Origin of the sequence: Paraburkholderia unamae (genome assembly GCF_003268775.1) — a bacterium.
GTDB classification, from domain to species: Bacteria; Pseudomonadota; Gammaproteobacteria; order Burkholderiales; family Burkholderiaceae; genus Paraburkholderia; species Paraburkholderia unamae.
In genome coordinates this window covers 386,867-410,075 of sequence record NZ_QLSU01000004.1, presented here as the reverse complement: position 1 = coordinate 410,075, position 23,209 = coordinate 386,867, and the positions used below count along the sequence as shown (strand labels likewise).

The following is a 23,209-nucleotide window of genomic DNA, read 5'->3' as shown; positions in this document are numbered from 1 at the left end:
CGCACGCCATCGAGCGGCCACGGTGTGGGCATGGCGCCCCGCCGCGGCCGCTTTTTGCTGAAAGGCCTGTAAATACAGGCCTTTCGCGCGAATGGGCGGCCATTCCCGGACAGATCGCGCGATCGCGGCGCCCCCGGCGAGATACCGCGATAGTCGGATTCAATTGGTATCCCGCGCGCGCATAGCCTTGAATTCAAACCCTGCCAACCACCCCTTTTTCGCTGACCGGAGCCAAGTCATGCCGAAAGCTGACCTCAGCAAGATCGTCCATACCATCGCCGAAGAAACCAACACGCCCGAGGAAACCGTGGCGCGCATTTACGCCGACACCCTCGACGCCTATCGCGCGGAAGCCCGCATCCAGGACTATCTGCCCTTGTTCGCCGAGCGCAAGGTGCGCGCGACATTGCGGCAAAACAGCACAAAACCGCATTAATCAGCAAGCGTCAGCCAACACAGCCCATGTTTTCGCGCCAGCCGCAACGGGCTGGCCGCTTCTACCGCTTCCTCCCCGCTTCCTGTTTTCCGCGCGGCGCGCGCCCGCCTCGGGCCCGTGCCGCGATCGTCATTGCGCGCGTCGGCGCCCCTGCGGCGCCCTCTCTTAAGGTTGGTTTAATTCTTTGCTGCAACCATAAGCTCAACCCCTGTTGAGCCGCCGGAACATCGGCGGCGTTTTTTTGCGCAGCAAACCGAGGAGCGAGGTCATGGTGGAAGACGACGTGCTGGTGCACCTACAGTCCCTGCTGCGCGACGGCGCGGCGTCGACAGTCGCGTCATGCCGGGTTTCGACGCCGCTCCAGCCCCCCTGGGGCCGCGCCTACCGGCTGGTCGAATGGACGACGCCGCTCGACGACGGCGCACGCCGCCAGGTCGTGCCCGCCGAGAGCACGGCGCTCGAAATCGCCCGCCTCGTCGCCCAGCACGTGCCCGGCCGCCGCATCCTGCTCAACGGCGAGCCCGCCGCGGCCGAACGCCCGCGCACGCGCCGCCGCCGGGCGCGCAGCACGGCAAACGCGCACGCGGCGCGCTAACCGCGCGGCTTTCCTGCCGCGCGCCAGGCGCGTATCCGTCGCTCACCCGTCGCCTGACCGGCGTCAAACCACGAGCCGCGCGAGCGCTTCTTCCAGCTCGCCGCTCACGCGCGTCATCGGCGCGCGCAGCTCGTTGCGGATCAAACCGCACGCGGCAAGCCCCGCCTTCACCGGCCCCGGATTCGGTTCCTCGAACGCTGCCCGCACTAGCGGCACCAGCGTATGCCAGATCGCGCGCGCGTCGGCCAGACGCCCTTCGCGCAACGCCCGCGCCATACCCACGAAACGCTCCGGCCGCAAATGCGCCGACGCCGCGATTGCCCCGCTCGCCCCCGCGCACATGGCGCCGAACATCTCGATGTCCTCGCCGCACAGCACCTGCAAACGGCCGTCGAGAATGAGCGCGAGCGTCTTGTCGAGCGAGCCGCCGCAGTCCTTCACCGCGACGATGCGCTCGTGCCCGGCGAGTTCGAGCAGGCTCGGCAGCTCGATGCGCACGCCCGTGCGCGCGGGAATGTCATAGACGATCAAGGGCTTGCGGCTCGCGTGCGCGAGCGCGGCGAAATGGCCGATCACGCCCGCCTGCGAGGGCCGGATGTAGTAAGGCGCGGCCGCCAGGACGCCCGCGACGGGCTGCGCGTTGAGCGCCTCGATGCGCTCGCGCACCGCCCCCGCGTGATTGCCGCTCACGCCCGCCACGACGGGCAGAGCACCGGCCGCCGCCAGCACCGTGGCGAGCACGGCGTCCTGCTCGCGCTCGTCGAGCGCGGCGGGCTCGCCGGTCGTGCCGAGCGCGACGAAGCCGGCCACACCGGCCTCGGCGTAGTGGCGCACGAGCGCGTCGAGCGCCGCATGATCGACGGCGCCCGCATGAAACGGCGTAATGAGCGGAATCCAGATACCCGAAAACTCAGACATGACTTTCCCTTGAACTCGACCGTATGGAAGGTCCGTGCAGCGGTGCGCGGGAGGGAAGCTAGCCGGGGATGAAGCGAGAGGCGAGACGCCGTCGACTGGCTGTTCCGTCGCACATCTGACGGAACAGCAGACTCCGGTCAGATGAGCGGCTGTTTTTTGGCTTTGACTTTCACCCACACCGACGGGGCCTGCGCGAGCGACGTCACCGCGCGCGTGGCGGCGGTGCAATTCGGCAGGTCGTGATAGAGCGGGTTGCGTGGCATGTCGCGCAGTGTACCCGAGATCGCACGATCGCGAGCCAATGTACGCACGCGGCGAATGCTCACTCGCGCGGCAGGATCTCGGTGATTTCCATTCCGGGCGAGTCGAGCAGCAGGTTCGGCGCGTCGTTGGGATCGCGCTTGGTGAGCTTGCCGTCCACCGAAGCCCCGCAGTCCATCTGCAACTGCTGGTAGTAGATGTTGCCGACCACGTGCGCATTGGCCTGGAGCTCGACGAAGTGATCGGCGATCACGTCGCCCTGGATGCGCCCGTTCACTACGATGTCGTAGCCGTGCACATTGCCCTCGATCGCGCCGCGCTCGCTCAGCACGAGCAGCGTTTTCGCGCCGGGCTTGCCGGCCACATTGCCGTGCACGCGGCCGTCGAGGCGCAGGCCGTCGGCGTATTCGAGGTTGCCCGTGATCACGATGTCCTGCGCGATCAGCGTCGCCAGCTTGGTTTGCTCGATGCCGGGCTGCGGCTTCTTTTTGTTGTTGAACATGGAAGGCTACCGTGTGGTGTGGGTGGTGTCGACGAGTGTCGATCAGTGTGGGAACGCGTCGCTCAGGCGGCGCGTCAACGCGAACGTGCGCCGTGGGCGCGCAGGAACAGCAGCTCGGATTGCAGCTTCGCGATCGTGGCTTGCGCGCCTTCCGCCGTGCTCTGGAGCATGGCGCGCGCGGCGCGCTCCTGTTCGAGCCGCAGTTGCGTGTCGCCGAGTTCGCGGCTCAGGGCGTCCGGCGCGACCACGGGGCAGCGCAACGCTTCCTTCGGTGCGAGCCGCCACGCGGTGATGCCCGCGCCCGCCGCCGCCGCGCACGCGGCCCACAGCATCACGCCGCCCACGCGCCAGGCGCGCGAGCGCACCGGCTGCAATTCGTAGGCGAGGTCGGCATTCGTATGCACCCGGGCGGTGCGGCGCGTATCAGCCATCGGTGGGAGTCGCGAAAAGCGCGAGGTAGTCGGCGGGGTTGACGGGCTGTCCGCCCACGAGCACCTCGAAATGCAGATGCGGTCCGGTCGAGCGCCCGGTCGAACCCACGTCCGCGATATGCTCGCGCGGCAGCACGATCTGGCCCACCTCCACGTCGATCTTCGAGGCGTGGCCGTAACGCGTGACGAAGCCGTTGCCATGGTCGATCTCGACGGCGTTGCCGTAACCGGCCTTCGGCCCCGCGAAAATCACGCGGCCGCCCGCGGCGGCGAGAATGGGCGTGCCGGTCGGCGCGACCAGATCCATGCCCGGATGAAAGCTCAAATGGTGCGTGAACGGGTCGATGCGGTTGCCATACGGCGAACCGTTGCGCCCGCCCTGGAGTGGCCGGCGGCCAGGGAATGCGTTCCAGGCCACTTCGTGCTCCGCCGTAGCTTGTTCGAGCGCGGAAAGCGTGGCGCTCATGCAATCGAGCTCACCGTTGACGCTCCGGGCATTGGCCCGCGCGGCGGACGCCTCCATGCAACGGCGCGGCGCGAGCGCGGGCCCGCCTTCGCCGTCGCCGTCGTTGCCGGACGCCTCGCCGTCATCGCCCGAATGCGCGGGCGCGGCCGCCGGCGTGGCCCCGGCCCCGCGCGGCGGTTGCGCGCGCAGGCGCTGGTCGAACTGGCGCAACTCCGCGAGCTGCGCGGAAAGGCGCGCGATACGGGGATCGAGCAAGGCGATCGACGCGTCCATGCGGCCGATTTCGCCAACCACGTAGTGATGCTGGTTCGGGCCTGCGGCAGCGGCGGCGACGCCTGGCGACGCCGTGAAGTGGCCGATCGCGACGCCGCCGCCCAGCGCGAGCGCGGCCGCCGCGCACGCGGAAACGATCGCCGTGCGGCGCGCGGCGCCGTGGGTCACGAAGCGGATATCGCCTTTCGTCAGGTCTTCGGCAGCGCCGGACCACGGCAATTTCATGGCTGACTCCCTGCGCGCCGCGCGCCTTGCAAGGGCACGCGCCGGGAGCGGGATGGCTGGGGTGACACGAACATGCTTCGGCAAGGAAGGCCGGCGCGCGCCAGCCTGAAAAAATTCGAAGCGGCGATTATGGTGGCGTCTCAGAAAGCGCCATCCCAATATATCGGCATCGTTCACGGGGAGCGCCTTCCCTCGAACAAGCGAAGCGGCGACGGTGCGCCACGCGTGTCAGGGTGCTGCGATGCGTTGTCGCACCGCGTTCGGCCGGCCCCTGGCGCACGCTCCCGACAAAAGAGCTTGACTTCTCGCGCCGCCGAACTAATATACGCACCGCGTACATCAACCAGAAATCACGGGTGCCAGCATGAGCGTTCCGCAACAAGCCTTTCTCCGTGACGCCATGCGGCGTCTGAACATGACCCGCGACGCATTCGCGAGCCGCATCGGCGTATCGCGCCGGGCGCTCGACACGTGGCTGCTCCCCGAGGAGTCGCAGGAATCGCGCGCCATGCCGGAGATCGTCGAGCGCTTCGTGTCGGAAATCGTCGGTGGCGGCGAGCCGCGCGAAGGCTATACGCAAAGCGTAGATTCGCAGTCGCTCGCCAGCCAGATGCAATTCGAAGGCAAGCCGCAGCTGCTTTCGGTGGATCAGTTCTCGCGCGACTCCGTCGAGAAGCTGTTCCGCGTGGCCGACATCATGCAGCCCATCGCGCGCCGCCGGAAAATCTCGCGCGTGCTCGAAGGCGCGGTGCTCGGCAACCTGTTCTTCGAGGCCAGCACGCGTACCCGCGTGAGCTTCGGCTCCGCGTTCTGCCGCCTGGGCGGTTCGGTGTGCGACACGACCGGCTTCACGTTTTCTTCGATGGCGAAGGGCGAATCGATCTACGACACGAGCCGCGTGATGGCGGGCTACGTGGATGCGATGGTGATTCGGCATCCTGATCAAGGCTCGGTGGCCGAATTCGCGCGCGCCGTGAACATCCCCGTGATCAACGGCGGCGACGGCCCCGGCGAGCACCCGAGCCAGGCGCTGCTCGACCTCTACACGATCCAGCGCGAGTTCTCGCGGCTGGGCAAAATCGTCGACGGCGCGCATATCGCGCTCGTGGGCGACCTCAAGTACGGCCGCACGGTGCACTCGCTCGTGAAGCTGCTCGCGCTGTATCGCGGCATCAAGTTCACGCTCATTTCGCCGCCGCAGCTCGAAATGCCGGCCTACATCGTCGACAAGATTTCGACCAACGGCCACGTGGTCGAGCAAACGAACGACCTGCGCGCAGGCCTGCGCGGCGCGGACGTGGTGTACGCCACGCGCATCCAGAAGGAGCGCTTCGCCGACGAGTCGTTCGAAGGCTACACGCCCGAATTCCAGATCAACCAGGCGCTGATGGACGAATGTTGCAGCCCCGAAACGCTCGTGATGCACCCGCTGCCGCGCGACAGCCGCCCGGGCGCGAACGATCTTTCGACCGATCTGAATCACGACCCGCGTCTGGCGATCTTCCGCCAGACCGACAACGGCATTCCGGTGCGCATGGCGATCTTCGCGGTGCTGCTCGGCGTGGAGAATCTCGTGCAGCATTCGATGCGCGACGCGGTATGGCGTCCGCCCGCCTACCTCGGCCCGGACGACGCGGTGTTCCACGGCATCGACTAACACTCGTTGCGCTCGCAACGTAATCGGCCCGCAAGCGTCTGTCGCGCTTGCGGGCCGATTTGTTTATTGCGCGTTCGTCAGCTTGACGACGTGCACACCGTCACGCACGTCAGCCCCTGCGCCTTTTCCGCGGCATCGATCGCGGCCTCCAGCGCGTCGAACGCATGGCGCTCCACTTCGATCGCATCGAGCGGCACCTGCCCCGACTGCACGAGTGCGATCAGCGCGCGATAGTCCGCGCCGCTGTACATAAAGTGGCCCATCAGCTCCCAGTTGTTGAGGAGCATCTCCCCATACTTGATCGGCAAATCCACCTCCATGCTGCCCATGAGCACCATCCGGCCGTTGCGGCGCAGGCTGCGCAGCGCGGCGAGCGTGGCGTTCGGATCGGTGGCGTGGCCGACCATGTCGAAGGCGAGATCGACGGCGCCGTTCGCTGCCGCGCGGATCGCCTCGGTGTCGCGCGCCGCCTCGCCGGTGAGCGCGACCGTCGCCACACGAGCGCCACCCAGCTTCGCGAGCGGGGCCAGCGCCGCCGCGCGCCGCCCGAGCGCCACCACCCGGCTCGCGCCGAGCGCCAGCGCACCGAGCACGGCCGCCGAGCCGAACGCCCCCGCCGCGCCGTTCACGACCACCGCTTCGCCCGCCGCGAGCCGGCCGCGCCGCAGGCCGCCAAACGGCACCACGAGCTTGCCGAGCACCGCGAGTTGCGCCGACGACAAGTGATCGAGACCGTCGAGCGGAAACACCGTCGCGGCAGGAAATTCGACCACCTCGCGCAGCGTGCCGTGCGGGAAATCGGCGAGCATCGGCGCACTGTCCGGGCTGATCGCGGTAAGCCCCAGCAGCGCCTGGGCGGGCTCGCGCAGGGCCTCGTCGGCAATCCAGTAAGGGCTCAGCGCCACGCGCTGCCCCACGCGGTAGCCGTACACGCCTGCGCCGATCGCAAGCACGCGGCCAATGCCGTTGGTGCCCGGCGAGAACGGCCCCGGCGGGTAGCCGTAGGGCAGCTTGCCTTGCACGTACTGGCGCGTGTAGCTCAGCAGCGGCACGGCCTCCACGCCCACCACCAGCGCCCCGCGGCGCGGTTCGGGTTGCGGTACGTCGCGCAGCGCGAGCGGCTGGCCGGGTTGATCGAGCATCCAGGCTTTCATGGCGTCTCCTTGAGGAAAGGGCTTTCGCGGTTCATCCGATGGATTGAACGATGGATTGAACTCTAGGCGACCCGGACGTATTCTTGAAATCAATTCCCAGAATTGCACCTATCACTGTGATCGATCTCTCCGGCGTCGACCTGAACCTGCTCGTCTCGCTCGACGCCCTGCTCGCCGAGTCGAACGTCACGCGCGCCGCGACGCGCCTGAACCTTTCGCAGTCGGCCGTATCGGCGCAGCTCGCGCGGCTGCGCCAGGTGTTCGACGACCCGCTGCTCATTCCCGCCGCCACCGGTCGCGGCATGACGCCCACGGCGCGCGCGCTCGAACTCACGCAGCCGCTGCACGCGGCGCTCAAGACGCTCGAAGCCGTGGTGCGCCGCCGGCCCGTGTTCGATCCGCACACCGACTCGCGGCGTTTCGTCATCGCCGCGAGCGACCAGTGCGTGGCCGTGCTGGGCCTGCCGCTGATGATCGAATGGGCGCGCCTTGCCGGGCCGGGCCTGCAACTCGCGTTTATCGCCATCGAATCGGGCTCGCTCGCGCAGCGCTTCGAGCGCGGCGAAATCGATTTGCTGCTCGGTTCCGCGCAGCAGGTTCCGCCCACGCTCAAGGCCAGAAAGCTCTATGACGAGCGCTTCGTGGTGGCGCAGCGCAAAGCGCACCCGCGCGGCACGGCCGCGCTCGACCTCGACAGCTATTGCGCGCTCGAACACGTGCTGGTTTCGACGAGCGGCGGCAGCTTCTTCGGCTTCATGGACGAGCATCTCGAAGCGCTCGGGCGGCGGCGGCGCGTGGCGCTTTCGGTGCAGCACTTCACGCTCGTGCCCGATGTGCTCGCGAGCACCGACTACCTCGCCACCTTGCCGAGGCGGCTCATCGCACGCGATGAGGATCGCGTGGACCTGTTCGAGCTGCCGTTCGAAGCGCGCGGCTTCTCGATGCATGCAGCGTGGCATCCACGCAATCACGCCGACCCTGCACTCGTGTGGTTGCGCGAGACCGTGTCCGGGCTGGCGCTCCGCACGACGCAGGCAGGTTGAATCGTTAGCGATCCTCTTTTTTGAGGAGCGCATTTCATTCGTCAGTCGATTGGTTCACCGGGCACTCACGCGCGCGCCGCCTATACTCCATGAAACGCCGCGCCGAGCGGCCAAAAAGCCCACGCCTCATCGTCGTCTCCCGCTTGCCCGCCACCCTGCGAAGCCATGCTGACCCAAGACGAAATCCGCGCGATTCCGCTGTTCTCCACGCTCCCCGAGGCCGAACTCGACCGCCTCGCCCAAACCTCGGCGGATCTGCATCTGAGCCCAGGCGAATATGCCGTGCATGAAGGCGGCGAACGCGCGCTCTACGCCGTGCTGTCCGGCAAGATGGAGGTCGTCAAGCTGTTCGACGGCGTCGAGCGCACGCTGGGTTGGCGCCTGCCGGGCACCATCTTCGGCGAGGTGCCGCTCGCGCTCAGTTCACCGTTTCCGGGCGCCTACCGCGCCGCCGAAGCCTCGCGCGTGATGCGCGTGGACGCGCAGCACTATTACACGCTCGCCGCCGCCTCGTCCGACGTCGCCACGCGCATGGGCGCGCTCGCGCGCGAACGCATAGGCGGCTTGCAGGGCCTTTCCGCCGAGCCGCCGAAAACGCGCGTGACCCTGATCGGCGCGCGCTGGGACGCGACCTGCGCGAACCTGCGCCAATTTCTCGCGCGCAACCAGATCAGCTGCGAATGGATCACGCCCGACGCGCCGGAGTTGCAAAGCCGCTGGAGCGGCCCCTGTCCGCAGGAGCAGGACTGCCCCACGCTACGCCTCGCCGACGGCACGCTGCTGAGCCGACCCGCCACGCGCGAGCTGGCCGAACGGCTCGGCCTGCAAACGCAGCCGCATCTCGATGCCTACGACACGCTCATCATCGGCGGCGGACCCGCCGGGCTCGCCGCCGCCGTCTACGGCGCATCTGAAGGACTCCGTACCATTGTGGTCGAACGCGAGGCACCCGGCGGCCAGGCCGGCACGTCATCGCGCATTGAAAACTATCTGGGCTTTCCCGGCGGCATTTCCGGCGACGAACTCGCCAGCCGCGCGCTGCAACAGGCAAGGCGGCTCGGCGCGGAAATCCTCGTCACGCGCGCCGTTGCGCGCGTGGACACCGCCACGCGCGAAGTGCATCTGGACGGCGGCGACGTGGTGCGCGCGCACACGCTCATCCTCGCAACGGGCGTAACGTGGCGGCGCCTGGCGATCGAAGGCTTCGACCGCTTCATCGGCAAGGGCATCTATTATGGCTCGGCGCGCAGCGAGGCGAGCGGCACGCACGGACTCGACGTCTACCTGATCGGCGGCGGCAACTCGTCGGGGCAAGCCGCGCTGTACTTCGCGAACCATGCGCGCGCCGTCACGCTCGTCGTGCGCGGCGATTCGCTGGAGAAAAAGATGTCGCGCTATCTCGTCGAACAGCTTGCCGGCAAGACGAACGTTACCGTCGCGTTGAATTCCGAAGTCGTGGGCGTGCACGGCGACACGCATCTGAGCGCCATCGACGTGCTCGATACCGCAAGCGCAAGCGTGAGCCGCCGCGAGTGTGGCGGCCTCTTCGTCTTCATCGGCGCCGACGCGGAAACGGGCTGGCTGCCGCCCGAGATCGCCTGCGACAAGCGCGGCTACGTGCTTACCGGCGACGATATCGTGAAAGCGGGACGCTGGTCGCACAAGCGCGACCCGTATCTGCTCGAATCGAGCATACCCGGCGTGTTCGCGTGCGGCGACGTGCGTCTGAGCCCCGTGAAACGTGTGGCCTCGGCGGTGGGCGAAGGCAGCATGGCGATCGCCTTCGTGCATCGTTACCTCCAGGAAGACCGCGCGTAGCGCGAGCGCTTGACCGCGCTGCTCTCACCCTCCTTCGCGCGCGGCTGACACGCCGCTTTCGACCGCGCTCGTCACGGCGCACGGGCGCGATTCTGTCCGCCACGCCAGCTTCGCGACGGCCTGGCGTCAGCGCTGCGACAGCGTTGCGCCAGCCAACAATCCGCCCTGCAAAATTCACACGTTTGCACTTTACTTTCGTGGTCCGAAAGTGCAACTTGCTGTTCTGGTCGGGCATGCTCGGTTCGCGAATAACCGCATGACGCGGCATCGGAATTGCTGCACACGATGCGCCGACTTACGTTCTTTACGTTCCGTCTTCGCCCTGGAGTCCGCCGAACGCCATGTCAAACGAACGTCCTCTCGATGCGCCGCGCGAATCAGGCGACGCGTCCCAAGCTCCCGCCGACGTCAAGCGCCGCCGTTTCCTGCAATCCGCCGCCGCTGCCGCCGCGCTGGGCGCGACGCCGCATCTGCACGCGCAGAACGCACCGCCCGCCGCCGAACCCGAAGCGCCGTCGCCCGCGCCCGCCCAGGCGGTCAGGCTCGACATCAACGGTCGCGAATACGTGCTCCATATCGAGCCGCGCGTGACACTGCTCGACGCCTTGCGCGACTATGCGGGCCTCACCGGCACGAAAAAAGGCTGCGACCGTGGCCAATGCGGCGCCTGCACGGTGCTGGTGGAGGGCCGCCGCATCAACAGTTGCCTCACGCTCGCCGTGATGCACGAAGGCCAGCGCATCACCACGGTCGAAGGCCTCGCGAGCCCGAGTGCGTTGAGCCCCGTGCAGCGCGCCTTCATCGCGCGCGACGCCTTCCAGTGCGGGTTCTGCACACCGGGCCAGTTGTGTTCGGCCACGGCGTGCCTCAGCGAATTCGCGGCGGGCGCGGCCAGCGCCGCGACGCCCGACGTGCGCACGCGCCCCGCGCAACTGAGCGACGCCGAAATACGCGAGCGCATGAGCGGCAACCTCTGCCGCTGCGGCGCCTACGTCAACATCGTGGCGGCCGTGCGCGACGCGCACACGGCCGGCGCATGAGCGCGGGGAGACGGCCATGGATGCCATTTCCTACCAGCGCGCTACCGACGTGAACAGCGCGATCGCAGCCGCGCAGCGCCCCGGTGCGATGTTCATCGGCGGCGGCACGAATCTGCTCGATCTCATGAAAGGCGGGCTCACGCATCCGGTGACGCTCGTCGACATCACGCGCATCGAAGCGCTGGATAAAGTCGAAACCCTCCCCAACGGCGGCCTGCGGATCGGCGCGCTCGTGCGCAACAGCGACGCCGCCAATCACACGCTCGTGCGCACGCGTTATCCGCTGCTTTCGCAGGCGTTGCTCGCGGGCGCTTCGCCGCAACTGCGCAACATGGCGACCGTGGGCGGCAATCTCATGCAGCGCACGCGCTGCCCGTACTTCTACGACACCGCCTTCACCCAGTGCAACAAGCGCGCGCCGGGCAGCGGCTGCGCGGCCATTGGCGGCTTCAACCGCATGCACGCCATTCTCGGCGCGAGCGCGCAGTGCGTGGCCGTGAATCCGTCCGATATGAGCGTCGCGCTCGCGGCGCTCGACGCCACGGTGCAGGTGAGCGGCCCGCGCGGCGCGCGCACGATCGCGTTCTCCGCGTTCCATCGCTTGCCCGGCGATCGCCCCGATCTCGATACGACGCTTCAATCAGGTGAACTGATTACTTCGGTCGACTTGCCACCGCCCATCTTCAGCGAGCACGCGCACTACCTCAAGGTGCGCGATCGCGCGAGCTATGCGTTCGCGCTCGTTTCCGTGGCAAGCGCGCTGCAACTCGACGGGCATCGCGTGCGCACCGCGCACATCGCGCTGGGCGGCGTCGCCCATCGGCCGTGGCGTGCGAGCGTGGCCGAGCAGCACCTCACGGGACGCACGCTGAGCGCGGCGGCGCTGCGCGAAGCCGCCGCGGCGGAACTCGCGCAAGCAAAGCCGCTCGATGGCAACCGCTTCAAGGTCGGGCTCGCGCAGCGCGCGATCGTTCGCGCAACGCTGCTCGCCGCCGGCGGCACGGGAGACTTCACATGAGCACGCTGACCGGACAACCAATGGACCGCATCGACGGCGTGCTCAAGGTCACGGGCGGCGCGCTCTACGCGAGCGACTTCCCCGAAGCACGGCTCGCTCACGCGGTGCTCGTCACCAGCACGATTGCGAGCGGCACGATCGCGTCGATCGACACGAGCCGCGCGCAGTCCATGCCGGGCGTGCTGCTCGTCATGACGTACCAGAACGCGATGCGCCTGCCCAACGGCGGACGCACACCGCTCAAGCCGCCAGCCGGCCGCCATCTCACGCTGCTCCAGGACAACGCGGTGCGCTACAGCAACGAGCCCGTCGCGGTAGTGGTGGCCGACACGCTGGAACACGCCACCGACGCCGCGCGCCACGTCGACATCGCGTACGCGCCCGCGCAGGCCACGCTTGACTTCGACCGCGCGAAGGGTGACGCGCACGCGCCGCCCAGCCCGATGGGCCGCCCCGTCGAATCCACACGCGGCAACGTCGAAGCGGGCCTGCAAGAGGGCGCGGTGCGCATCGACGCGGTCTACACCACGCCCACGCAATTCCACAATCCCATGGAGCCGCACGCGACGATGGCGCACTGGGACGGCCCCGACCTCACGCTCTACGACGCCACCCAGGGCGTGAGCGGCGCGCGCACCGCGGTCGCAGCCGTGTTCGGCATCGCGCCCGAGAACGTGCGCGTGATCTCGCCGTTTCTCGGCGGCGGGTTTGGCTGCAAGGGGTCGTCGTGGTCGCACGTGAGCCTGTGCGCGATGGCCGCGAAGCAAACGGGGCGGCCCGTGCGGCTCGCGCTCGCGCGGCCGCAGATGTTCGGGCCAGTGGGCTCGCGCCCGCATACCGAGCAGCACGTGTCGCTGGCTGCGCGGGCGGACGGCACGCTCACGGCCATCCGCCACGACACGCTCGCGCACACCTCCACGTTTGAGGACTGGCTGGAGATGTGCGGCCTCGTCACGCGCATGATGTACGCGGCGCCGAATTGCAGCACGAGCCATCGTGTCGTACCCCTGAACGTCGGCACGCCGACCTTCATGCGGGCGCCGGGCGAAACGACGGGCTCGTTCGCGCTCGAATCGGCCATGGACGAACTGGCGTGGCGGCTGAAGATGGACCCCGTCGCCTTGCGTCTGAAGAACTATGCGCAAAGCGAGCCTCAGGACGGCAAACCGTGGTCCTCGAACGCGCTGCGCCAATGCTACGAAACGGCCGCGCAGCGCTTCGACTGGTCGCGGCGCGTGGCCACGCCGCGCGCGATGCGCGACGGCAACCTGCTCGTGGGGCTCGGCATGGCGAGCGCGACCTATCCCGCGAACCGCAGCGAGGCGGGCGCGGTGGCGCGCATTCTGCCCGACGGCACCGCGATGGTGGCCTCGGGCACCCAGGACATCGGCACGGGCACCTACACGGTGATGACCCAGGTGGCCGCCGACGCGCTCGGCTTTCCGCCCGATCGCATCCACTTCGCGCTCGGCGACTCGACCTTGCCGCCCGCGCCGGTCTCGGGCGGCTCGCAGTCGGCGGCGAGCGTCTCGCCTGCGGTGCAGGCCGCCGCCACGGCCGCGCGCGACAAGCTGATCGCGCTCGCGCGCGCCGATCGCGGCTCGCCTGTCTACGGCCTCGCCCCCGAGGACGTGACCGTGCAGGACGGCTGGGTCGTGAGCCGGGCCGACAACTCGCGCCGCGACCCCGCCGCCGCCGTCATCGCGCGCGCGGGCGGCAAGCCGATCGAGGCGCAGGTCTCGACGAAGCCGGGCGCGGAAAAGCAGCAGTACGCGTTTCACTCGTTTGGCGCGGTGTTTGCCGAAGTGCACGTCGATCCCGATCTCGGCACGATTCGCGTCGCGCGCATCGTCGGGGCGTACGACGTGGGGCGCGTGCTCAACGAAAAGACTGCGCACAGCCAGTTGATGGGCGGCATGGTGTGGGGCGTGGGCACGGCCCTGCACGAAGAAGGGCAGTTCGACACGCGCATGGGCCGCATCGCGAACAACAATCTCGCGGAATATCACGTGCCCGTGAATGCGGACATCGGCGAGCTGGACGTGCAGTTCGTCGGCGAGCCGGATTTGCGCTTCAATCCGCTCGGCGTGCGTGGCATTGGCGAGATCGGCATCACCGGTGTGCCCGCGGCCATTGCCAACGCCGTGTATCACGCCACCGGCGTGCGCGTACGCGACCTGCCGATCACGCTCGACAAGGTCATGCCGCCAATGCGCGCGTTCGCCTGATGCCCGCGACGGAGCCGGCCATACAGCCGGCGCACCCGGCTGGTGCATGAACGGTCTGCAAACGCCGCAGGAATGGCGCGCGCGGGGCTTGCCTCGCGCGCGCTTGCGCCGCACAATCAGCGCTTCCCCTCCTCGCGAGCGCGACACCCCATGGCCTATGCATCGTTCGCCACCGGCGTGTTACTCGCCGCCGGCACCGGTTCGCGCTTCGATCCCAACGGTCTGCGCAACAAGCTCCTCGCCCCGCTCCCAGAAGGCACGTGCGTGGCGCGCGAGTCCGCCCAGCGCTTGCTGCGCGTCGTCCCGAAAGTGATTGCCGTGGTGCGTCCCGGCGCGGAAACGTTGGCCCACGTGCTCAACGACGCGGGCTGCGACGTGGTGTTCGCCCCCGACGCCGCGCGCGGCATGGGCGCGAGCCTCGCCGCCGGCGTCGACACCGACCACGAAGCGGAAAGCTGGATCGTCGCGCTCGCCGACATGCCGTGCATCGCGGTCGAGTCGATCGAAGCGGTGGCGCGTGCGCTGGACGATGGCGCATCGCTCGTCGCGCCGTTCTATCGCGGGCAACGCGGGCATCCGGTGGGCTTCAGCTACACGCATCGCGAGGCGCTCGTCGCGCTCGACGGCGACGCGGGCGCCCGTGCGCTGCTCAGTTCGCACCCGCTCATGCGCATTGACGTGGACGACCCCGGCATCCTGCGCGACATCGACACGCCGGCCGATCTCAACGGAATTTGAACGCAGGCACGGCGCCTTACGGCTGTTCGGTCGCGGCGGCCTCGCTGCTGCCTGTATCGGAGGTATCCGGGGCTTCCGGATTATTGACGCCTGGCGCGGGAGTTTGCGCCGAGGCCACTTGTTGTGCCGGAGCGTGCGCCGCTTCATGGGTGAAAAGCGTCGGTATGCCGATTAAACCCGCTACGAACACCACCGCGACAATCGCCAGACCCATGACTCCACTCCGCAAGAACGACCGGGGCGCTTTGGCTTCGCCCCAATTTTGAGAAAGCCGCAAGTCTAAGGTTTGGCCACAAAGAGAGAAACGCCGCCCCCCTATAAACAGCGTTTCGCTGACCGCAATAATGCGCCACGAGGCCCACTCGATCGCGCTCGACTAACGTCAAAAACGCGGGCAATCGCGATGAGAGTCGGGACGACGGCGGAGACGACTGCGGCACACGCGAAACTCCGCAGGCATGACATCGATCAACTACGCTATAAAGGCACGCGCGCCACCTGGCCCGCCGTTGCAGCGCAAGAGGACTTCGCGATGATCTGCTCGCATACGACCCCGCTTCCCGATCCACTCGCCGATCCAACGCGGGACCCTGAACGCGACCCGCTCACCCCGCCTTCGCCGGGCCACCACAACGACGAGCCGCAACAACCCGAAGGCCCGCCGGACAAGGACCCCGTCTGAGCGCGCGCCCGGCGCGAGTCCGGGCGCCGCAGTCCGCAAACGCCGCGCCGCCTGCCGCGCGCGGCGTACTGTCTTCCGTCCCCCAATCGAAGCCTTTCGTAAACCTTGCGCCCTGCGCCACCGATCCGTAAAATGCAAACGATTCCTATTTGCAGTATTTTATAGATCGCCGTGAACCCAATCGAGATCGCGTTCGCCCCCGCATGCCGGCCGGCGTGCCGGGTTGTCGCATGAGACCGCTGCTGGTGCGTCTGCACCGCTGGTTCGGTCTTGGCATCGCCGCCTTCCTGTTCGTCGCCGGACTCACCGGCGCGGTGATCGCGTGGGACCATGAACTCGACGGGATGCTCAACCCGTCGTTCTTCCATAGCGCGACCGAGGGTGCGCCGTTGCCCGCCCTCGAACTCGCAACGCGCCTCGAAGCCAAAGAACCGCACGCGGTCGTCACCTTCATGCCGCTGTCGGTCGAGCCGGGCCACACGTGGATCGCGCGCGTGGCGCCGCGCATCGACCCGCACACCGCACAACCCTACCCGCTCGACTTCAACCAGGTCGCGCTCGACCCCGCGACCGGCGAGGAGCAAGGCCGCCGCATGTGGGGCAAGGCCTCGCTCGCGCGCCTGAACCTGATCCCGTTCCTCTACCAGCTTCACTACACGCTGTTCCTGCCGACGAAGATGGGCATCGACTTCGGCGTATGGACGATGGGCGTGGTGGGCATGGTCTGGCTGCTCGACGGCTTCATCGCCATCGTGCTCGCGTTTCCGAGCCTGAAAAGCTGGCGCAAGTCGCTCGCCTTCCGCGTGAAGCGCGGCGGTTATGCGCTGACCTTCGACCTGCATCGCTCGGGCGGCGTGTGGCTCTGGGGCCTGCTGATCGTGGTGGCCGTCACGTCGATTTCGATGAACCTGGGCGCGCAGGTCGTGCGCCCCGTGGTGTCGGTGTTCTCGACGCTCACGCCCGACCCGTTCCGCAGCGTCGCGCCCGGCCCGGCGCTCACGCCCGCCGAAACCACGGCGGCGCGCGCGCGCATCGTCAGCGAAGCCGCCGAAGTCGGCCGCCGCGAAGGCATCACCGCGCCGCCGGGCGGCCTGTTCGCGGTGCCCGCGTTCGGCGTGTTCGGCGTGGGCTACTACGGTGCGGGCAACGATCATGGCGACGCGGGCCTCGGCAATCCGTGGCTCGTGCTGAACGCGCGCACGGGCCAGGTGCTCGGCAAGCAGATTCCCGGTCAGGGCAGCGCGGGCGACATCTTCATCCAGGCGCAGTTTCCGCTGCATTCGGGCCGCATCGTGGGACTGCCGGGGCGTATCGCCATCAGCTTCACCGGCCTCGCCGTTGCGATGCTCAGCGTGACGGGCGTGCTCATCTGGCTCAAGAAGGCGCGCGCACGGCGCAAGCCCGCGAAGCAGGGCAAGCAGGCGAAAGCGGCGGCCGGCACGGTGCGGACACGCGAGCGCGCGACGGGCTGAATCGACGGGTTGAAAACAACGCGAGGTAAAGCAGAAAGCCCTTGCAGCGATCGCTCGCTGCAAGGGCTTTTCGTTGGCGTCAGCCTGGAAGCTTCGAGGCCTTAGCGCGTCACTTCATCGAACGCGGCCAGCAGGCGTTCGACATCGGCGGCGTGAATGTCGCCCATCGTCGAGATGCGGAACAGTTCCGCCGACAAGCCGCCCTGCCCCGCGTAGATCACAAAGCCGCGCGCCTTGAGCGCGTCTTGCAACTTCGGATAATCGACGCCTGCGGGCAAGCGGAACGCGCGCAGCACCACCGACGATTCGTCCTTCGGCAGCACGCTGTCCATGCCGCGCGCGGCGAGCCCCGCGCGCACCTGCTCGGAGAGCGCCGCATAGCGCGCGTGACGCGCCTGCCAGCCGCCCTCGTCGGCGAGTTCGCGCAGCGCTTCGACGAGCGCGTAATACGCGTGCACGGAAGGCGTGAACGGCGTGTTGCGCTGATCCTGCAACGTGGCGAGACGCTTGAGGTCGAGGTAGTACGTGCGGCTATGCGCCGGTGCCAGCGCCGCGCGGCGCACCACCACGAAGGCCGCGCCGGGCACGCCGTGCAGGCACTTGTTCGCCGTCGCGGCCACCGCCGCGATGCTCGTGTCGCCGAAGTCGATCGCTTCGGAACCGAAGCTGCTCACGCCGTCCACGAGCATCTGCACGCCGCGCGCGCGGCATGCCTCGCCCAGCGCGCGCAGGTCGTTCAGGCGGCCCGTGGTGGTTTCGTGATGGATGATCGCAACGTGCGTGATCGACTTGTCGGCATCCAGCGCGGCGGTGATGCGCGCGAGGTCCGGCGCCTGCATCCAGTCGTGCTTCACGACTTCATGCGCGATGCCGTACTGCTTCGCGATGGCCGTGATGCGCTCGCCGTACACGCCGTTTTCGACGATCAGCAGCTTGCCGTCGGCGGGCACGAGCGTCGAGATCATGCTTTCGACGGCGGCCGTGCCGGAACCCGTCATGAGCACGGCCTGCCACTGCGCGGGATCGAGTTCGTAGACGCCCACGAGACGCGTGCGCGCCTCTTCCTGCACGTCGAAGAACTCACTTTCGCGATGGCACAGGTCTTCCTGAAGCAGGCTCTGGCGCACGCGTTCGGTGAGCGTGACCGGGCCGGGATTGAGCAGCAGCATCGACATATCCTTATTGTGCGAGCGCGCCGATGTGGCGCATGAGACGCGTCTTCACTTCGGGCGGCGTGATCGTGGGGCGCGGCAGGCCATCGGGCGTGCCGCGACGAATCGTCAGGCGTACGAAGCGCGTGCCTTCGACACCCGAAGCGCCCTTTGCGCGTTCGCGCGCGGCGGCGAGCACGCTGTCGAGCGTGGCGAGATCGTCGCCTTCCACGGCGTCGGCGTAGCCGCAGGCGGCGGCCACGTTGGCGAACGACACTTGCGACGACACGGTGGCCTGGCCACCCGTCGAATCGTGCGCGCCGTTGTCGAGCAGCACGTGCGTGAGGTTCGCGGGGCCATAGGCGCCGAGCGTGGCGAACACGCCCATGCGCATGAGCGCCGCGCCGTCGCCGTCGAGCGCGACCACGTTCAGGTCGGGCCGCGCAAGCGCGAGGCCGAGCGCGAACGGCGTGACGCAGCCCATCGAGCCGACCATGTAGAGCTGGTTCGAGCGGTCGTCGAGCGCATAGAGTTCGCGGCCGCAGAAACCCGTCGAGGCGACGACCACGGTCGACTCTGCGGGCGTCGCCGCGATCACGCGTTCGAGCGCCTGCTGGCGCGTGGGCAGTTGATCAGGAGTCCGTCCAGTCCACTTTGCCTGCGCAACGGGCAGTGCGTGCTTTGCCGGCATCGCGCCGCCGCCCTTCAATTCGTACGGCGCGACGCTGCCCTTTTGCATCACGAGCGCATACGGGCGGCCCGTTTCGTCCATGTGCTTGACGGCGCGTTCGAGCGCCGCGGCGATCTGGTCGGCTTCCGTGGGGAACGTCTCCCACGGAATTTCCATCGTCTCCAGCATTTGCGGCGTGACCGGGCCCATGAGCGCGTGCTGCGGCTCGTCGGCCACGCCCGGCTGGCCGCGCCACGTCACGATCAGCAGTTGCGGCAGGCGGAACGTCCACGTGAGCGAGGTGAGCGGGCTTACGGCGTTGCCGAGGCCCGAGTTCTGCATCATCGTGATGCCGCGCTTGCCCGCGAGCGCCACGCCCGCGATCACCGCGACCGCGTCGCCTTCGTTCGCCGCGCTCACGTAGTGCAGCGAATCGTCTTGCAGCACGTAGTTGATGAACGGTGTGAGGTACGAACACGGCACGCCCGCGTACCACTCGAAGCCGCGCGCACGCGCCGCTTCGACAAACTGTGCGGCTTCGATCACGCGTTGCCCTCCGCGCCCAGCGGCGTTTGGGAATGCGCGAAATCCCCCGCGCGGCGGAAGTCTTCGAGGTCGTTCACACCGCGCCAGTGGCCATGCACGTATTGCACTTCGATCTTCTCGCCGTCCGCGATCAGCGCGTTGAGCAGCGCGGGCATGTCGAGCGTGTCGAAGTCGGCGCGCGTTTGCAGTTGCGCGAGCTTCTTCGCGAGCTTCGCTCGGCCCGCGCCCCGCACGTTCACGAGACCGATCCAGCGGCCGTGCGCCGCCACGCCGTTAGCGGCGGGTTCGCTCGCCACGCGCTCGAGGAACACCTTGCTGCCGAACAGATCGCGCTCGTCGGCGGCCGAGCACCATGCGAAGTCGCGCGTGCTGCTGTTCTCCGACTCGGGCGACGAATCCACCACCACGCTGAAGTCCGCTGCGCTTTCCACGAGATCGCGAAGAATGTAGCTGCGGAACACCAGGTCGCCGTACGAGATCACCGTGTCGTTGTCGAGCGCGCCAACCGCGCACGCGAGCGACGCGAGTTCGTTCGTTTGCGCGAAGCGCTCGTTGCGCACGAGCTTGATGCCCGCCGTGTCGATGGCTTCGGCCTTGTAGCCGCCCACCACGGTAATGTCGTTGACCGACTGCTTCTTGAACGCGTCGACGAGCCAGCGCAGGAGCGGCTTGCCCGCCACGGGCAGCATGACCTTGGGCTTGTCTTCGGTGTAGGCGTCGAGGCCCGAACCACGGGTCGCGGCCAGCACGATGGCCGAACCTGCTCCGCGCGACGTCGCGGAAAGGTAGCGGTCTTCGGCTTCCGAGTATTCGTCGGCGTCTTGCAGGCGGAAAATTTCGTTGACCGTAGCAATGCGGTCTTCGACGTCGACGAGCGTCTGCGTTTCGTAGATCGTCTTCGTCACGGCCTGCATGGCCGAAACGGCCGCGCGGATCTGGTGGTTCGCCCAGATCACCGTGCTGATGCCCGCCTTGCGGAACACGTCGGTCGGCGTGCTGTAGTACTTGGTCGGCACGATCACGAGCGGGCCGCGGCCGGCCCATTCGCGCGCGAACGTGAGGATCTCGTCAGCTTTCGAGAGCTTGCTGTGGATGAGGATCGCGTCCGCGCCCGCCTGGCGATACGCCTCGGCGCGCTTGAGCGCTTCGTCCATGCCCCAGCCCGCGATCAGCGCCTCCACGCGCGCGACGATCGAGAAGTGCTCGTCGGTCTGCGAGTCCTTGCCCGCCTTGATCTTGCCGCAGAATTCGTCGATGTCGGCGAGCGGTTGCGCTTCGCCGCCGATGAAGCTGTTGGTCTTCGGGAACACCTTGTCTTCGATGCAGACGCCCGCAATGCCGCGCTGCTCCAGCTTGCGCACGAGACGGCGCACGTTGTTGAAGTTGCCGTAGCCGGTGTCGCCGTCGAGCAGGATGGGCAGGTCGCTCGCGTCGGCCATGAATTCGAGGTTGTCGACCACCTGGGTCCAGCTCGCCTCGTTGTTGTCGCGCACGCCGAACTGCGCGGAGATCGAGAGGCCCGAGCCCCAGATCGCCTTGAAGCCCGCTTCGCGCGCAATGCGTGCGGAGAGGCCGTTGTGCGCTTCCATCAGGAATTCGAGTTCGTTGCTGGTCAGCATCTGGCGCAGCCGCGCGCTGCGCGACGTGGCAACAGCGGCGGGGATCAGAGCGGGTTCGCGTGCGTTCATTCTTCTTCACTCCAGTGGACGTCGCGAAGGCGGCAGCACCTGCTGCGCCGCGCGCGTCGCATCGTTGGGAAATCCATCGGGACCCCGGGGCCAGCGGCCTTTGTGGGGCCGTGAGAGAAAGGCCTCGGAAAAAAACAGGCGCTCAAAACTGGGCGCCGGCGGGGCCGAAGCCGCGACTATAACGGAAACGATTCTTATCCGCAGTCGATCACCGCAAATAGTGGCAAATCATGGAGTTGCAGTGAAAATTGTGGCTTTTATCGGTGGTTTCGCGTGCATTTCAGCGCGGCGTCATACGCGCCGCCGTAGTGCCACGCGTGGTCGTCGCTTTTGTCTGACGAATACTTGCCTGGGCAGGGTTCCTCCTGGGTCTCGCGCACGTTTGCGCACGCCGTAAACACAGGCTGGCGGCAACGTTTCGCCAGCCGTACAGCCCCTGTGAAATACCCGACCGACCATGCAGACGATGACACTCAACAAGAAGCTCCGCTCGATGATCGCGATCCTCTGGATCGGCCTGCTGCTCATCGTCGCCTTTGGCGCCTGGCAAAGCCGCGACGCCATGATCCGCGAACGACGCGCGCAGCTCACCTCGCTCGTCGAGGAAGCGATGAGCATCACGAACTACTACTACGGTCTCTCGCAACGTAACGCCCTCACCGAAGCCGACGCGCAGAAGCAGGCGCTCGCCGTGATCGGTTCGATCCGCTACGGCGCCGACGGCTATCTGAGCGTCAACAACTCGCAGTCGGTCATGCTCATGCATCCGATCAAGCCCGAGCTCGACGGCAAGAAGCTCACCGATTTCACCGATCCCGCCGGCACCCACGTGTTCAGCGAGCTCGTGAACGCCGCGAGCGGCCCGAACGGCGGCTTCCTCGACTACCTGTGGGCCAAGCCCGGCCACAGCGAGCCCGTGCCCAAGACGAGCTACGGCCGCCGCTTCGCGCCGTGGGACTGGGTCATCGTGACGGGCATGTACATGGACGACGTGCGCGCCGAGTTCTACGACAGCCTGTTGCGCTGGCTGGGCGTGACCTTCCTGCTGGGCGCGGCGGCCACGGCCGTGATGGTGCTCGTGGTGCGCAGCGTGCGCCGGAGCATCGGCGGCGAACTGGAAGGCGCGGTGGACGCGGCCAACCGCATCGCCGAGGGCGACCTCACGCTGCGCGTGCAGGTGGAGGGTCCGAGCGAGCACAGCCTCATGCGCGCGCTCGCGACGATGCAGGGTGCGCTCGTGCAGACCGTCTCGCGCGTGCGCAGCGGCGCGGAGAACATCAACGTGGGCGCAAACGAGATCGCGGCGGGCAACACCGACCTGTCGCAGCGCACCGAGCAGCAGGCGGCGGCGCTCGTGCAAACCGCGTCGAGCATGGACCAGATGACGGCCAACGTCCGCCAGAACGCGGACAGCGCGCAGCACGCCGCTACGCTCGCGAGCCAGGCCGCCGACGTCGCCACGCGCGGCAGCGCCGTCGTGGACGACGTGGTGCGCACCATGGGCGACATCACGACGAGTTCGCAGCAGATCGGCGACATCATCGGCGTGATCGACGGCATCGCGTTCCAGACCAATATCCTCGCGCTGAACGCGGCCGTGGAAGCGGCACGCGCGGGCGAGCAGGGCCGTGGGTTCGCGGTGGTGGCCGCCGAGGTGCGCAGCCTCGCGCAGCGCTCCGCCACCGCCGCCAAGGAGATCAAGGCGCTGATCGAAAAATCGACGGGCACGGTGAGCGAAGGCCAGCAACTCGTGACCAATGCGGGCACGACGATGACCGAGATCGTGCAGTCGGTGCGCCGCGTGCACGAGATCCTCGAAGAGATCAGCCACGCCTCGCGCGAGCAGAGCGCGGGCATCGAGCAGGTCAACCGCGCCGTGGGCGAGATGGACCAGGTGACGCAGCAGAATGCGGCGCTCGTGGAAGAAGCCGCCGCCGCCGCGCACTCGCTCAAGGATCAGGTGAGCGTGCTGCGCGACTCGATTGCGAGCTTCCAGTTGCCGGCGCACGCATAAGGGCTCGTAAAAGCGGACCCTCGCCGGCTGCGCGCCGGCTTCGCTTCATCCCTGCCGGGCCGCATTCGCGGCCCGGTTCGCTTTGCGGCCGTTCTTCCCCTCGGCCGGACCTCCCCTCCTGGCACCGCTCGCGGTGCATGACCACGCGCAACGCGCGCCCAATCGACGTGCCGTCCCGCGCAC

Annotated in this window: 20 protein-coding genes and 1 pseudogene; 11 read left to right on the top strand and 10 right to left on the bottom strand. The window is 67.9% G+C overall.

Annotation, left to right across the window (positions count from 1 at the left end; translation table 11 throughout):
* The first annotated feature begins 238 nt into the window (after positions 1-238).
* Positions 239-436, top strand: coding sequence for a DUF3562 domain-containing protein (locus C7401_RS09310; RefSeq protein ID WP_112171073.1), 198 nt, complete (start codon positions 239-241; stop codon positions 434-436).
* 268 nt (positions 437-704) lie between these two features.
* Positions 705-935, top strand: a pseudogene (locus C7401_RS09305) (DUF2866 domain-containing protein); the annotation flags it as partial.
* Between the two features lie 159 nt (positions 936-1,094).
* Here the strand turns inward: C7401_RS09305 and dapA are convergent.
* The 5 genes from dapA to C7401_RS09280 all read right to left on the bottom strand — a co-directional run bounded on the left by dapA (position 1,095) and on the right by C7401_RS09280 (position 4,107).
* Complete coding sequence (gene dapA, locus C7401_RS09300; RefSeq protein WP_112171071.1) at positions 1,095-1,949, bottom strand: 4-hydroxy-tetrahydrodipicolinate synthase; 855 nt, start codon at positions 1,947-1,949, stop codon at positions 1,095-1,097.
* 137 nt (positions 1,950-2,086) lie between these two features.
* Positions 2,087-2,275 (bottom strand): hypothetical protein, encoded by a 189-nt coding sequence (locus tag C7401_RS09295; RefSeq protein ID WP_112171070.1) that lies wholly within the window; start codon positions 2,273-2,275, stop codon positions 2,087-2,089.
* Complete coding sequence (locus C7401_RS09290; protein ID WP_112171069.1) at positions 2,272-2,712, bottom strand: bactofilin family protein; 441 nt, start codon at positions 2,710-2,712, stop codon at positions 2,272-2,274. Before C7401_RS09290 ends, C7401_RS09295 begins: the two co-directional genes overlap by 4 nt.
* Before the next feature lie 74 nt (positions 2,713-2,786).
* Entirely contained in the window at positions 2,787-3,143 is a 357-nt protein-coding gene (locus tag C7401_RS09285) for a hypothetical protein (protein ID WP_112171068.1), read from the bottom strand.
* Complete coding sequence (locus C7401_RS09280; protein ID WP_112171067.1) at positions 3,136-4,107, bottom strand: M23 family metallopeptidase; 972 nt, start codon at positions 4,105-4,107, stop codon at positions 3,136-3,138. The genes C7401_RS09285 and C7401_RS09280 overlap by 8 nt, the downstream gene beginning before the upstream one ends.
* A gap of 364 nt (positions 4,108-4,471) precedes the next feature.
* Here C7401_RS09280 and C7401_RS09275 point away from each other — a divergent pair, with 364 nt between their 5' ends.
* Positions 4,472-5,764 carry an aspartate carbamoyltransferase gene (locus C7401_RS09275; RefSeq protein ID WP_112171066.1) on the top strand — a complete coding sequence of 431 codons (1,293 nt, stop codon included), beginning with the start codon at positions 4,472-4,474 and terminating at the stop codon, positions 5,762-5,764.
* Positions 5,765-5,841: 77 nt separating this feature from the next.
* On the opposite strand, the gene C7401_RS09270 is transcribed toward C7401_RS09275, so the two are convergent.
* On the bottom strand, positions 5,842-6,918 hold the full coding sequence (locus C7401_RS09270) for a zinc-binding dehydrogenase (protein ID WP_112171065.1): 1,077 nt from the start codon (positions 6,916-6,918) through the stop codon (positions 5,842-5,844).
* Between the two features lie 83 nt (positions 6,919-7,001).
* Between C7401_RS09270 and C7401_RS09265 the strand changes: the two genes are divergently transcribed.
* The 6 genes from C7401_RS09265 (at position 7,002) to C7401_RS09240 (ending at position 14,803) form a co-directional block, all read left to right on the top strand.
* Positions 7,002-7,961, top strand: a complete 960-nt coding sequence (locus C7401_RS09265; protein WP_112171064.1) for a LysR family transcriptional regulator — start codon at positions 7,002-7,004, stop codon at positions 7,959-7,961.
* A gap of 165 nt (positions 7,962-8,126) precedes the next feature.
* Positions 8,127-9,779 carry an FAD-dependent oxidoreductase gene (locus C7401_RS09260; RefSeq protein WP_112171063.1) on the top strand — a complete coding sequence of 551 codons (1,653 nt, stop codon included), beginning with the start codon at positions 8,127-8,129 and terminating at the stop codon, positions 9,777-9,779.
* Between the two features lie 341 nt (positions 9,780-10,120).
* A complete protein-coding gene (locus tag C7401_RS09255) occupies positions 10,121-10,819 on the top strand; it encodes a (2Fe-2S)-binding protein (RefSeq protein ID WP_112171062.1) in 699 nt (232 codons plus the stop codon).
* A gap of 16 nt (positions 10,820-10,835) precedes the next feature.
* Positions 10,836-11,837 (top strand): FAD binding domain-containing protein, encoded by a 1,002-nt coding sequence (locus C7401_RS09250; protein WP_112171061.1) that lies wholly within the window; start codon positions 10,836-10,838, stop codon positions 11,835-11,837.
* Positions 11,834-14,065: a xanthine dehydrogenase family protein molybdopterin-binding subunit gene (locus C7401_RS09245; RefSeq protein ID WP_112171060.1), complete on the top strand. Its 2,232-nt coding sequence runs from the start codon at positions 11,834-11,836 to the stop codon at positions 14,063-14,065. The genes C7401_RS09250 and C7401_RS09245 overlap by 4 nt, the downstream gene beginning before the upstream one ends.
* Before the next feature lie 150 nt (positions 14,066-14,215).
* Entirely contained in the window at positions 14,216-14,803 is a 588-nt protein-coding gene (locus C7401_RS09240; protein WP_112171133.1) for a nucleotidyltransferase family protein, read from the top strand.
* 16 nt (positions 14,804-14,819) lie between these two features.
* On the opposite strand, the gene C7401_RS44305 is transcribed toward C7401_RS09240, so the two are convergent.
* The gene (locus tag C7401_RS44305; RefSeq protein ID WP_146757895.1) at positions 14,820-15,017 is read right to left on the bottom strand and encodes a hypothetical protein; all 198 of its coding nucleotides are present in this window, start codon (positions 15,015-15,017) and stop codon (positions 14,820-14,822) included.
* Positions 15,018-15,715: 698 nt separating this feature from the next.
* On the opposite strand from C7401_RS44305, the gene C7401_RS09230 reads away from it, so the two are divergent.
* On the top strand, positions 15,716-16,957 hold the full coding sequence (locus C7401_RS09230; RefSeq protein ID WP_112171132.1) for a PepSY-associated TM helix domain-containing protein: 1,242 nt from the start codon (positions 15,716-15,718) through the stop codon (positions 16,955-16,957).
* Between the two features lie 101 nt (positions 16,958-17,058).
* Here C7401_RS09230 and C7401_RS09225 read toward each other — a convergent pair whose 3' ends face one another.
* The 3 genes from C7401_RS09225 to aepX are packed head-to-tail and all read right to left on the bottom strand — an operon-like array spanning position 17,059 to position 21,012.
* Positions 17,059-18,126 (bottom strand): 2-aminoethylphosphonate aminotransferase, encoded by a 1,068-nt coding sequence (locus C7401_RS09225; RefSeq protein WP_112171131.1) that lies wholly within the window; start codon positions 18,124-18,126, stop codon positions 17,059-17,061.
* Positions 18,127-18,136: 10 nt separating this feature from the next.
* On the bottom strand, positions 18,137-19,324 hold the full coding sequence (gene aepY, locus C7401_RS09220) for a phosphonopyruvate decarboxylase (RefSeq protein WP_112171058.1): 1,188 nt from the start codon (positions 19,322-19,324) through the stop codon (positions 18,137-18,139).
* Positions 19,321-21,012 (bottom strand): phosphoenolpyruvate mutase, encoded by a 1,692-nt coding sequence (aepX, locus tag C7401_RS09215; protein WP_112171057.1) that lies wholly within the window; start codon positions 21,010-21,012, stop codon positions 19,321-19,323. Before aepX ends, aepY begins: the two co-directional genes overlap by 4 nt.
* Positions 21,013-21,478: 466 nt before the next feature.
* On the opposite strand from aepX, the gene C7401_RS09210 reads away from it, so the two are divergent.
* Positions 21,479-23,026 carry a methyl-accepting chemotaxis protein gene (locus C7401_RS09210; RefSeq protein ID WP_112171056.1) on the top strand — a complete coding sequence of 516 codons (1,548 nt, stop codon included), beginning with the start codon at positions 21,479-21,481 and terminating at the stop codon, positions 23,024-23,026.
* Positions 23,027-23,209: the final 183 nt, after the last annotated feature.